Consider the following 13,225-nt stretch of genomic DNA (forward strand, 5'->3'; position numbering starts at 1 on the left):
CCCGGCACTCTTTTTTCAGATAAGACTGCTGGGCTATCTGCCTACGCCAGGATATAACCATTAACAAGCGTCGGCAGAATGGTCATTTCTCATTGTGCGTTCTGAAATCTGTCCATTTTTTGCGGCTTCCCTGGTTAAGGCAATGGTTTCTAAGCGAACATCGTGTTGCAATGGTGACAGAACATTGCGGTGACACACTTTTACCGCTACCTTAACCACACTCCATCGTTCACCTGAGGCGGAGCTTCGCCCCTTTGAAATACCTGGCTTCTTTTCGCACAACCCTGAAAGTCTCGCGCTACATGTTCAGAGCGCTGGCGTTATTGATCTGGCTGTTGATTGCTTTTTCATCAGTGTTTTACATCGTCAACGCTTTACATCAACGAGAATCTGAGATTCGTCAGGAATTTAATCTAAGCTCCGATCAGGCCCAGCGGTTTATTCAGCGCACCTCTGATGTCATGAAAGAGCTGAAGTACATTGCTGAAAATCGCTTATCCGTGGAAAACGGCGTGCTTTCTACGCGTGGGCGTGAAACGCAAGCGGATGTGCCGGTTTTCGAACCGCTGTTTGCTGATTCCGATTGTTCCGCAATGAGTAACACCTGGCGAGGCTCCCTGGAGTCACTGGCGTGGTTTATGCGCTACTGGCGCGATAATTTCTCTGCGGCTTACGATCTCAACCGCGTGTTTTTAATCGGCAGCGATAACCTCTGTATGGCCAACTTTGGCCTGCGTGATATGCCCGTCGAACGTGACACTGCTCTGAAAGCCCTGCATGAACGCATTAACAAATATCGTAACGCGCCACAGGATGACAGCGGCAGTAACCTTTTCTGGATCAGTGAAGGGCCGCGCCCTGGAGTGGGATATTTCTATGCGCTGACGCCAATTTATCTGGCAAACCGTTTGCAAGCGCTTTTAGGCGTAGAACAGACAATTCGGATGGAGAACTTCTTCCTGCCGGGTACGTTGCCGATGGGCGTCACCATTCTTGATGAAAATGGTCATACCCTGATTTCGCTGACCGGACCGGAAAGTAAGATCAAAGCCGAACCGCGTTGGATGCAGGAGCGATCCTGGTTTGGCTATACGCCAGGTTTCCGTGAGCTGGTGCTGAAGAAAAATCTACCGCCGTCTTCGCTAAGTATTGTCTATTCAGTGCCTGTTGATCAGGTGCTGGAACGTATTCGCATGCTGATACTTAACGCGATTTTGCTGAACGTGATTGCGGGGGCTGCATTATTTACCCTCGCACGGATGTATGAGCGACGTATTTTTATTCCGGCGGAAAGTGACGCCCAGCGACTGGAAGAGCATGAGCAGTTTAACCGCAAGATAGTCGCCTCTGCGCCTGTGGGCATCTGCATTTTGCGAACTGTCGATGGCGTCAACATTTTGAGTAACGAACTGGCGCATACCTATCTCAACATGCTTACGCATGAGGATCGTCAACGGCTGACGCAAATTATTTGTGGCCAGCAGGTCAATTTTGTCGATGTCCTTACCAGTAACAATACCAATCTGCAGATCAGCTTTGTTCACTCACGCTATCGTAATGAAAACGTGGCAATTTGCGTACTGGTAGATGTGTCTTCACGCGTGAAGATGGAAGAGTCGCTGCAGGAAATGGCGCAGGCGGCAGAACAGGCGAGCCAGTCAAAATCGATGTTCCTTGCTACCGTCAGCCACGAACTGCGAACGCCGCTGTATGGCATTATCGGTAACCTGGATCTATTACAAACCAAAGAGTTACCAAAAGGTGTTGACCGTCTGGTGACGGCAATGAACAACTCTTCCAGCCTGTTATTGAAAATTATTAGCGACATTCTCGATTTCTCGAAGATTGAATCGGAACAGTTGAAAATCGAACCACGCGAGTTTTCGCCGCGCGAAGTTATGAACCACATCACCGCCAACTATTTGCCGCTGGTGGTACGCAAGCAACTTGGTTTGTACTGTTTTATTGAGCCAGATGTACCGATGGCGCTCAATGGCGATCCAATGCGCTTACAGCAGGTGATCTCCAACCTGTTGAGTAATGCTATTAAATTTACTGATACCGGCTGCATTGTTCTGCATGTTCGCGTTGATGGTGATTATCTTTCTATTCGCGTACGTGATACCGGGGTGGGCATTCCAGCGAAAGAAGTGGTGCGGTTATTTGACCCATTCTTCCAGGTGGGGACGGGTGTACAGCGTAACTTCCAGGGTACTGGTCTGGGGCTGGCGATTTGTGAAAAACTGATCAGTATGATGGACGGTGACATCTCGGTGGATTCTGAACCGGGAATGGGCAGCCAGTTTGCGGTGCGTATTCCACTGTATGGCGCGCAGTACCCGCAGAAAAAAGGTGTCGAAGGATTAACGGGTAAACGTTGCTGGCTGGTGGTTCGCAATGCATCGCTCTGTCAGTTCCTTGAAACCAGTTTGCAGCGTAGCGGCATAGTCGTTGCAACATACGAAGGGCAGGAGCCGATCCCCGAAGATGTGTTGATCACCGATGATGTGGTGAGTAAAAAATGGCAGGGCAGGGCGGTTGTAACTTTCTGTCGTCGCCATATTGGCATCCCCCTGGAGAAAAAACCTGGTGAATGGGTACACAGTGTGGCAGCCCCGCACGAGCTACCGGCATTGCTGGCGCGCATCTATTTGATAGAAATGGAGAGTGACGATCCTGCTAACTCTCTGCCGTCGACCGACAAAGTGGTCAGCAATAACGACGATATGATGATTCTGGTTGTGGACGATCATCCGATTAACCGTCGTCTGTTAGCCGATCAGCTTGGATCATTGGGCTATCAGTGTAAGACGGCGAATGATGGTGTTGATGCACTTAATGTTCTTAGTAAGAATCACATTGATATTGTGCTAAGTGATGTCAACATGCCGAATATGGATGGTTACCGGTTAACGCAACGTATCCGCCAGCTGGGACTTACGTTACCGGTAATAGGAGTAACGGCCAATGCGTTGGCCGAAGAGAAACAGCGGTGTCTGGAGTCCGGTATGGATAGCTGCCTGTCTAAGCCAGTGACGTTAGATGTCATAAAGCAGACGCTGACGATGTATGCCGAGAGGGTCAGGAAAGCACGGGAATCGTAGGGGCGTTCGGTGCAAATGCCAGATGCGACGCTGGCGCGTCTTATCTGGCCTACAAAGTAGTAATATATTGAAATATTAGGATTTGTAGGCCGGATAAGACGTTTACGTTGCACCCGGTAATCGGTGCTTATCTGGACTGCGGGAAATTACTCTTTATCCGCCGGACTTAACGTCACAGAAGAGAGATAATTCAACAGCGCGATATCGTTCTCGACACCCAGCTTCATCATTGCGGATTTTTTCTGGCTACTGATGGTTTTAATACTCCGGTTCAGCTTCTTAGCAATCTCGGTAACCAGGAAGCCTTCGGCAAACAGGCGCAGAACTTCACTCTCTTTTGGTGAGAGGCGCTTGTCACCGTAACCGCCAGCGCTGATTTTCTCTAACAGCCGAGAAACGCTTTCCGGAGTAAATTTCTTACCTTTTTGTAGCGCTGCGAGGGCTTTCGGCAGGTCGGTCGGCGCACCTTGTTTCAGAACGATCCCCTCGATATCCAGGTCCAGTACCGCACTAAGAATAGCCGGGTTATTGTTCATGGTCAGAACAATAATCGACAGACTTGGGAAGTGGCGCTTGATGTACTTGATTAAAGTAATGCCATCGCCGTATTTATCGCCAGGCATGGAGAGATCGGTAATCAAAACATGCGCATCCAGCTTCGGCAGATTATTGATCAGTGCTGTAGAGTCCTCAAATTCGCCAACAACATTCACCCACTCGATTTGCTCAAGTGATTTGCGAATACCGAACAAGACTATCGGATGGTCATCAGCAATAATTACGTTCATATTGTTCATGTAATAGGCTACCTTGCTACAGCAAGCTCTTGACATAGCTGTCAATGTCGCTGATGTATTTTTCTATTCCTGGGACATCCTTCTCGCGAATAAGATGTTCCAGCGTTTCACATAACTGCTTGCCGGGTACCAGATTAAGCATGGCAAACACGCCTTTCAGACGATGAGCCGTTTGGGCTAACGCAGCAAAGTCACTGGTTGCTGCCTCAGTATATAGCCTCTTAACATCATCCGGTACTGTGTCTACAAAGAGCGCATAATAGCCGCTGGCATGGAGTTGTGCATTTTCATCTCCGCCCAGAGGCGATTCTGTCACCTCTTCCTGCGCCAGTTGCACTTCGATTAATTGTAAGACCGCTTCCTGCATAGCGTTGCTCATATTGAAGTTGACGCACAATTGACCAGGTCCAATTTCCCGTACGCCAGACTCATCATCGCTTAAAAGCAAGCCAGAGGCAGTAAGATTAGACGGATTATCCGTTAAAAAGATATCATAATCTTGACTAATTAATCTTTCATCCGGTGTGATGCAGGTTGCCCCCCAATTTTCTAACTGGCGAGTGACAATATTCCGAATTTCTGCGGAAGTTATGTCCATCATCACGCTAACATCATCCAGTAAACGCTCTTCTTCCTCTTCCACTTCTGGCTCCGCAGTGGGCATTTTAATATGCACGGAATAACGTGTACCAAGCTCGTCGCGCGTTTTGATGTTTAAATGACCGCCTAGCTTGCGCGCCAGTTGATCGCTCAACCAGAATGCCAACGGGTCTGCTTTGCCGTAGCGATCGCGTTGAGTCTGGTTGATGAACGGGAAGTGCAAATTATCCATTTCATGAATGCTTATGCCATCTCCGGTGTCCAGAATGCGGAAAGTCAGACGTTCTTCGGAAGATTCGTCCTGGTCTACCTCAAGGGTAATTTTCCCCATTTGCGTCGAAGTGACAGCATATTGCATCAGTAACAGCAAAATACGGCGTAAGGCATCGCGATCGCCACAGCGCATATCGTGTGCTTTTAGATGATTGTTAATCAGTAGCTGAAGACCTTTACGCTTGATGGCTGGCAACACGGAAGGCACGACTTCATCAATCAAATCCTGCACGGAGAAAAGCTCGCTCTCGCTTTTCCAGCTATCGTCGGCAAGCATATTCGCTAACTGGATTTCATCAACCAGGCGCACCAGCACATCAGCCTGATTCGCCAGTTGTCTGCTTTCCGGTGTGTTGAGTTTGGCTGCGCTTTCCGCCAGGACGTGTGCAGGTTCTTTTAGTGCGTCGCCAATATTTTTCATAAAGGCCATCCGGCCTTGCTGATTCTTCTCGTACAGACGCTGCGCTTGCTTGAGTTTCTTGTTCACCAGTACTTCGCGATCTTGATCGCGAATAATGAAGATTTGTGTACGCGGCGCGACCTGGCTGCGAAACATACGGATCTCATACAGTTCGTTATTGATCGTCGCCTGAATGATGCCCTGATGCTGTTCTGCCATAGTGGTGATGTTTTGCAGATTCAAATGCGGCAGCAGGTGGTCGGCAATTTTATTGCTTATTACTGTGCGGTTCGATTCCTGATCGTGAACCAGCAGGCCGAGTGGCAGCAGCGACACGATCTCTTCATTGATGGCCCGCAAAACGCGCAGTTCATTGTTCACTGCCGTGCTGGGTACGCTTTCTGTGGTACGGCCAGAGAAATGGCGGAAGGTGGTATAGCCAAACAGCGCCAGCGCCAGCAAACCGATGTTCAGCAGCAGCGGCAGGAGAATGTTTTGCAACGTATCCAGCAGCAATGTGCCGTAAGGAACCTGCCAGACCAGACGCATATCCGTGGAGTTGAGCGCCGAAGAGATTTCAATCTTCGAACTATTAAAGTGGATACTGACGCTATCCGCCGCTTCTTTCTCATTATTATTGGTTCCCGCTGCGGCCGCGTCTGGCTCCAGACGGAAGCTATCCAACGGCATCCCCGGCGGGATCAAATCATTAATAGGCAGATCAAAAGCCACTACCGTCGCCAGATGTCCCGGCTGGTTAAAGGTGGTACGCAGGGTAAAATAATGACCGTTCTGCCAGGCCAGGCGGCGCAGGTTAGAAAAACTTTCACGTTCATCCAGGGCGTTGGCCTGTTGCAACATCTCTGCGCGACGAGAATCAACAATGTCACTGACAGTCGATTCTTTAAATCCCGAGGTCAGATCTTTTAGCGGTAGGGTGGAGATCAAAACCAGGCTGTTATCCTGGCCGTTCAGATAGTACATCGACCAGGGTACATTCTCTGCGCCCCACAATGTATCCAGATAAGTGGACATTCTTTGGGTCATTTCAAGCGTTGAGTTGTCGTGAGAACCAAAGATCAGGGCTTCCGTTTTGCGGCGCGGTTTTTCCAGATAATAGACATCCTGTTTCAGGCGCGTCTCCTGCAACCCTTCGCTGGAGGAGGTAGAGGCCGTCGCGGCAATGTTGTCGTAAATCTGCCAGGTCACATAACGCCAGGTATCGACGCGCTTTTGGATGGCATGGGTAATATCAACAATCTGGTAGCTTTTATCTTTCAGCCAGGCGTTAACGGCGCTTTGTACCATTACACCCATCGTCACTAGTAACACAATGATCAACAGTAAAAAGAAGCGGGTAATGCTCCCCGGTAGGAGTGAAAAGCGGGTCGTGGCCGTTGTCTCTTTCTGACGCATTCGTGTTTATGACCTGTTAAAACTTCGCAAAGTGATAGGGCAGTATAAAGGGTACAGTGTGAAATTCCAGACTCTTACCTGATTGATGTTAAGGCATTCGCCGACGATATTTCACATTTTTCCCTGCGGTAAATAAATGTACAAATGCCTTGTTAATGTACAAATAACCCACAGGCGTGAAGAAAATTATCAGGAAAATAGTGCAGATAGATTTTGTCGGTAATTGTTGTTGGTTTTTTACGAAATGGTTAACGATTGTTATAATTTTGCTACGGTAGTACAAGAAAATAAAAGATGTGTAAAGAAGGGTAAAAAAAACCGGATGCGATGCATCCGGCTGAAATAGGGGTAAACAGACATTCAGAAATGAATGACGGTAATAAATAAAGTTAATGATGATAGCGAGACATATTTTAGTTGCGAGTGAAGAATTTGTTTTAACATTCAGTGCGGTCAATAACTTAAGATTAAGTTATTGTTTTAAAGGTCGAAATAATCTTACTTGATGTTTAGTGCGTTATTTGCTCAAACATCAGAATCTGAAAAAGTTCCATCACATTTACATTTTGAAATACCTATGTGGATATTTGAAACATCTTAAAAGTTTTAGTATCATATTCGTGTTGGATTATTCTGCATTTTTGGGGAGAATGGACCTGCCGACTGATTAATGAGGGTTAATCAGTATGCAGTGGCATAAAAAAGCAAATAAAGGCATATAACAGAGGGTTAATAACATGAAAGTTAAAGTACTGTCCCTCCTGGTCCCAGCTCTGCTGGTAGCAGGCGCAGCAAATGCTGCTGAAGTTTACAACAAAGACGGCAACAAATTAGATCTGTACGGTAAAGTAGACGGCCTGCACTATTTCTCCGACAACGATAAGGTTGATGGCGACAAGACCTACATGCGTCTTGGCTTCAAAGGTGAAACTCAGGTTACTGACCAGCTGACCGGTTACGGCCAGTGGGAATATCAGATCCAGGGCAACGCTCCTGAAAGCGAAAACAACTCCTGGACCCGTGTGGCATTTGCTGGTCTGAAATTCCAGGACGTTGGTTCTTTCGACTACGGTCGTAACTACGGCGTTGTTTACGACGTAACCTCCTGGACCGACGTGCTGCCAGAATTCGGTGGCGACACCTACGGTTCTGACAACTTCATGCAGCAGCGTGGTAACGGCTTCGCGACCTACCGTAACACCGACTTCTTCGGTCTGGTTGACGGCCTGAACTTTGCTGTTCAGTACCAGGGCAAAAACGGTAGCGTAAGCGGCGAAGGCATGACCAACAACGGTCGTGATGCTCTTGAGCAGAACGGTGACGGTGTTGGTGGTTCTATCACTTATGACATCGGTGAAGGCTTCAGCTTCGGTGGTGCGATCTCCAGCTCCAAACGCACCGCAGATCAGAACAACAGTGCTCGTTTCATCGGTAATGGTGATCGTGCAGAAACCTACACTGGTGGTCTGAAATACGACGCTAACAACATCTACCTGGCTGCTCAGTACACCCAGACTTATAACGCAACTCTGGCTGGTGATTTAGGCTGGGCGAACAAAGCCCAGAACTTTGAAGTGGTTGCCCAGTATCAGTTCGACTTCGGTCTGCGTCCTTCTGTTGCTTACCTGCAGTCCAAAGGTAAAAATCTGAATGCCAACATCGCTGGTCGTACTTACGACGACGAAGATCTGGTGAAATATGTTGATGTTGGTGCTACCTACTACTTCAACAAAAACATGTCCACCTATGTTGATTACAAAATCAACCTGCTGGACGACAATAACTTCACCCGCGCTGCTGGCATCAACACTGATGACATCGTAGCTCTGGGTCTGGTTTACCAGTTCTAATCTCGATTGATATCGAACAAAGGGCCTGCGGGCCCTTTTTTCATTGTTTTCAGCGTACAAACGCTTTTTTTTGGTGTACTCTTGCGATTGTTCGCATGAGGATAATCACGTATGGAAATAAGCTTTACCCGCGTGGCACTGCTGGCTGCCGCGCTCTTCTTTGTTGGTTGCGATCAAAAACCACAACCCGCCAAAACCCACGCTACTGAAGTTACCGTTCTTGAAGGCAAAACTATGGGTACCTTCTGGCGTGCCAGCATCCCGGGCATTGACGCCAAACGCAGCGCCGAACTTAAAGAAAAGATTCAGACCCAGCTGGACGCCGACGATCAGCTGCTTTCGACCTATAAAAAAGATTCCGCGCTGATGCGCTTTAACGACTCGCAAAGTTTGTCGCCGTGGCCGGTAAGTGAAGCGATGGCCGATATCGTCACCACCTCGCTGCGCATTGGCGCAAGGACCGATGGTGCGATGGATATAACCGTCGGGCCGCTGGTGAATCTGTGGGGCTTTGGCCCGGAACAACAGCCGGTTCAAATTCCGAGCCAGGAACAGATCGATGCGATGAAAGCCAAAACCGGCTTACAGCACCTGACGGTGATTAATCAGTCCCACCAGCAATATCTGCAAAAAGACCTGCCGGATTTATATGTCGATCTCTCCACCGTCGGTGAAGGTTATGCGGCGGATCACCTGGCACGCTTGATGGAGCAGGAAGGGATTTCCCGCTATCTGGTGTCGGTGGGCGGCGCGCTGAACAGCCGTGGTATGAACGGTGAAGACCTGCCGTGGCGGGTAGCGATTCAAAAACCAACCGATAAAGAAAACGCGGTTCAGGCTGTGGTGGATATCAACGGTCATGGGATTAGCACCTCTGGCAGCTACCGTAACTATTACGAACTGGACGGCAAACGTCTTTCCCATGTTATCGATCCGCAAACCGGGCGTCCCATCGAACACAATCTGGTATCCGTGACGGTGATCGCTCCGACGGCGCTGGAAGCCGATGCCTGGGATACTGGCTTGATGGTACTCGGGCCGGAGAAAGCCAAAGAGGTTGTTCGCCGGGAAGGGCTGGCGGTTTATATGATCACCAAAGAAGGCGATAGCTTTAAAACCTGGATGTCACCACAGTTTAAAAGCTTCCTTGTCAGCGAAAAAAATTAAAGCGCAAGATTGTTGGTTTTTGCGTGATGGTGACCGGGCAGACTAAAGGCTATCCTTAACCAGGGAGCTGATTATGAAAAACGCCACATGCTTAACTGACGATCAACGCTGGCAATCTGTCTTAGCCCGCGACCCGCACGTCGACGGCGAATTTGTTTTCGCCGTGCGTACCACGGGTATCTTTTGCCGCCCGTCTTGCCGTGCCAGACATGCCTTGCGGGAAAATGTCTCCTTCTATACCAATTCCAGTGAGGCACTCGCCGCTGGGTTTCGCCCCTGCAAACGCTGCCAACCTGATAAAGCCAACGCCCAGCAACATCGGTTGGATAAAATCACCCACGCTTGTCGACTGCTGGAACAGGAATCGCCCATGACGCTGGAAGCCTTAGCCGACCAGGTGGCGATGAGTCCGTTCCATCTACATCGTTTATTTAAAGCCACGACCGGAATGACGCCAAAAGCCTGGCAACAGGCCTGGCGCGCTCGCCGTTTGCGCGAATCGCTGGCGAAAGGGGAGTGCGTCACCCGGGCGATTCTGAACGCTGGATTTCCCGACGGCAGTAGTTATTACCGCAAAGCCGACGAAACGCTGGGCATGACGGCTAAACAGTTTCGCCACGGTGGCGAAAACCTGGCTGTGCGTTATGCACTGGCCGATTGTGAACTGGGGCGTTGCCTGGTGGCGGAAAGCGAGCGGGGGATTTGCGCAATATTACTGGGCGATGATGACGCGACATTAATCAGCGAACTGCAGCAGATGTTTCCTGCCGCTGACAACACTCCCGCTGATCCGACGTTTCAGCAACACGTGCGCGAGGTAATAGTCAGTCTCAATAACCGCGATACGCCGCTGACGTTGCCACTGGATATTCGGGGAACCGCTTTTCAACAACAAGTCTGGCAGGCGCTACGCACTATACCTTGTGGTGAAACGGTGAGTTACCAGCAACTGGCGAACGCGATTGGCAAACCGAAAGCGGTACGTGCCGTAGCCAGCGCCTGCGCCGCCAACAAGTTAGCTATCGTAATACCCTGTCATCGGGTAGTACGCGGTGATGGCGCACTTTCTGGTTACCGCTGGGGCGTGTCGCGCAAAGCGCACCTGCTGCGCCGCGAAGCTGAACATGAGGAGATGTAATGTTGGATCTGTTTGCTGATGCAGAGCCGTGGCAAGAATCGCTGGCTTCCGGCGCGGTGATTTTGCGCCGTTTTGCTTTTAACGCTGCGGAACAACTGATCCGCGATATTAATGACGTTGCCAGCCAGTCGCCGTTTCGCCAGATGGTTACCCCGGGCGGGTATACCATGTCGGTGGCGATGACCAACTGCGGACATATGGGATGGACCACCAATCGACAGGGTTATCTCTATTCGCCCATTGATCCGCAAACGGAACAACCGTGGCCAGCGATACCGCAAAGTTTTCATGATTTATGTCAGCGGGCGGCCACGGCGGCGGGCTATCCAGACTTTCAGCCTGATGTTTGCCTCATCAACCGCTACGCCCCGGGCGCGAAACTGTCGCTGCATCAGGATAAAGACGAACCAGACCTGCGTGCGCCGATTGTTTCTGTTTCTCTGGGCTTACCCGCTATTTTCCAATTTGGCGGCCTGCAACGAAATGATCCGCTAAAACGACTGCTGCTGGAACATGGCGATGTGGTGGTGTGGGGCGGTGAATCGCGGCTGTTTTATCACGGTATTCAACCAATAAAAGCTGGGTTTCATCCACTCACCGCCGACTGCCGCTACAACCTGACATTCCGTCAGGCAGGTAAAAAAGAATAAAAATAAGAATTATTATTGCTGTGCGCGCGGAGATGTTTAAACTGCGGGCTGTAATTCATTGTCCGGGTTTTCTGCATGGAACTTCTTGTACTTGTCTGGCGGCAGTATCGCTGGCCATTTATCAGTGTGATGGCGCTAAGTCTCGCCAGCGCGGCATTAGGTATTGGCTTAATTGCTTTTATCAATCAGCGCCTTATCGAAACGGCGGATACCAGTCTGCTGGTGTTGCCGGAGTTTCTGGGTTTATTGCTGCTGTTGATGGCAGTGACGCTGGGATCGCAACTGGCGCTCACCACACTGGGACATCACTTCGTTTACCGACTGCGTAGCGAATTTATTAAGCGGATTCTGGATACTCACGTCGAGCGTATCGAACAACTCGGCAGCGCCTCGTTGCTGGCGGGGTTAACCAGCGATGTACGCAATATCACCATTGCGTTTGTTCGTCTGCCGGAACTGGTGCAGGGAGTCATTCTCACTATCGGTTCAGCGGCGTATCTGTGGATGCTGTCGGGCAAAATGCTGCTGGTAACGGCTATCTGGATGGCGGTCACCATCTGGGGCGGTTTTGTGCTGGTGGCGCGGGTGTACAAGCATATGGCGACCCTGCGTGAAACCGAAGACAAGCTGTACACGGATTTTCAAACCGTGCTGGAAGGGCGTAAAGAGCTGACCCTGAACCGCGAGCGCGCCGAGTACGTTTTTAAAAACCTCTACATTCCCGATGCACAAGAGTACCGCCATCATATTATTCGCGCTGATACGTTCCATCTTAGTGCCGTGAACTGGTCGAACATTATGATGTTGGGCGCTATTGGTCTGGTGTTCTGGATGGCGAACAGTCTCGGTTGGGCGGATACCAACGTTGCGGCGACCTATTCGCTGACGCTGCTGTTCCTGCGTACGCCGCTGCTTTCGGCGGTTGGTGCGTTGCCGACGCTGCTAACGGCACAGGTGGCGTTTAACAAACTGAACAAATTCGCGCTCGCGCCTTTCAAAGCGGAGTTTCCGCGCCCGCAGGCGTTTCCCAACTGGCAAACGCTGGAGCTGCGTAATGTTACGTTTAGCTATCAGGATAACGCGTTTTCCGTTGGACCGATTAACCTCACCATTAAACGTGGCGAACTGCTGTTTCTGATTGGTGGCAATGGTAGCGGAAAATCGACGCTGGCGATGTTGCTGACAGGTTTGTATCAGCCGCAAAGTGGCGAAATTTTGCTGGATGGCAACCCTATCAGCGGCGAAAAACCGGAAGATTATCGCAAACTGTTTTCGGCAGTCTTTACCGATGTCTGGTTGTTTGATCAACTGCTGGGGCCGGAGGGAAAACCTGCTAACCCGCAACTGGTTGAGAAATGGCTGGCGCAGCTGAAAATGGGTCATAAGCTTGAGTTAAGTAACGGGCGTATTGTTAACCTGAAGTTATCGAAAGGGCAGAAAAAACGTGTGGCACTGTTGCTGGCACTGGCAGAAGAACGCGACATTATCCTGCTGGATGAATGGGCGGCGGATCAGGACCCACACTTCCGCCGCGAGTTTTATCAGGTACTGCTGCCGTTGATGCAGGAGATGGGTAAAACAATCTTTGCTATCAGCCATGATGATCACTACTTTATCCACGCCGACCGCCTGCTGGAGATGCGTAATGGGCAACTTAGCGAACTGACTGGCGAAGAGCGCGACGCAGCTTCGCGTGATGCCGTTGCCCGGACGGCATAATGTTTTGACGCTGACCTGGCGGATCGCTGCCGCCAGGTCAATATTCTAAAAATCCCTTCATTTCCAATAACCCTATAATTAATCAACGAAATTATAATGTTTCTAAAATTA

General features: G+C 50.0%; 8 protein-coding genes. 6 read left to right on the top strand and 2 right to left on the bottom strand.

Annotation, left to right across the window (positions count from 1 at the left end; translation table 11 throughout):
- Positions 1-254: 254 nt before the first annotated feature.
- The gene (gene rcsC / locus A9180_RS04860; protein ID WP_064526738.1) at positions 255-3,104 is read left to right on the top strand and encodes a two-component system sensor histidine kinase RcsC; all 2,850 of its coding nucleotides are present in this window, start codon (positions 255-257) and stop codon (positions 3,102-3,104) included.
- A 146-nt stretch (positions 3,105-3,250) separates the two neighbouring features.
- On the opposite strand, the gene rcsB is transcribed toward rcsC, so the two are convergent.
- Together rcsB and rcsD are read right to left on the bottom strand one after the other, a co-directional pair.
- Entirely contained in the window at positions 3,251-3,901 is a 651-nt protein-coding gene (gene rcsB / locus A9180_RS04865; RefSeq protein ID WP_042290573.1) for a response regulator transcription factor RcsB, read from the bottom strand.
- A gap of 16 nt (positions 3,902-3,917) precedes the next feature.
- The gene (rcsD, locus tag A9180_RS04870) at positions 3,918-6,590 is read right to left on the bottom strand and encodes a phosphotransferase RcsD (RefSeq protein ID WP_064526740.1); all 2,673 of its coding nucleotides are present in this window, start codon (positions 6,588-6,590) and stop codon (positions 3,918-3,920) included.
- A gap of 737 nt (positions 6,591-7,327) precedes the next feature.
- Here rcsD and A9180_RS04880 point away from each other — a divergent pair.
- From A9180_RS04880 to yojI, 5 genes are all read left to right on the top strand, one after another.
- Positions 7,328-8,440 (top strand): porin OmpC, encoded by a 1,113-nt coding sequence (locus tag A9180_RS04880; RefSeq protein WP_064526741.1) that lies wholly within the window; start codon positions 7,328-7,330, stop codon positions 8,438-8,440.
- 111 nt (positions 8,441-8,551) lie between these two features.
- Positions 8,552-9,607: an FAD:protein FMN transferase ApbE gene (gene apbE / locus A9180_RS04885; RefSeq protein ID WP_064526742.1), complete on the top strand. Its 1,056-nt coding sequence runs from the start codon at positions 8,552-8,554 to the stop codon at positions 9,605-9,607.
- A gap of 73 nt (positions 9,608-9,680) precedes the next feature.
- On the top strand, positions 9,681-10,745 hold the full coding sequence (gene ada / locus A9180_RS04890; RefSeq protein WP_064526744.1) for a bifunctional DNA-binding transcriptional regulator/O6-methylguanine-DNA methyltransferase Ada: 1,065 nt from the start codon (positions 9,681-9,683) through the stop codon (positions 10,743-10,745).
- On the top strand, positions 10,745-11,395 hold the full coding sequence (alkB, locus tag A9180_RS04895) for a DNA oxidative demethylase AlkB (RefSeq protein WP_064526745.1): 651 nt from the start codon (positions 10,745-10,747) through the stop codon (positions 11,393-11,395). Before ada ends, alkB begins: the two co-directional genes overlap by 1 nt.
- 75 nt (positions 11,396-11,470) lie before the next feature.
- Complete coding sequence (gene yojI / locus A9180_RS04900; protein WP_064526747.1) at positions 11,471-13,114, top strand: microcin J25 efflux ABC transporter YojI; 1,644 nt, start codon at positions 11,471-11,473, stop codon at positions 13,112-13,114.
- Positions 13,115-13,225 lie beyond the last annotated feature (111 nt).

Source organism: Escherichia sp. B1147, from assembly GCF_001660175.1.
Taxonomy (GTDB): Bacteria; Pseudomonadota; Gammaproteobacteria; order Enterobacterales; family Enterobacteriaceae; genus Escherichia; species Escherichia whittamii.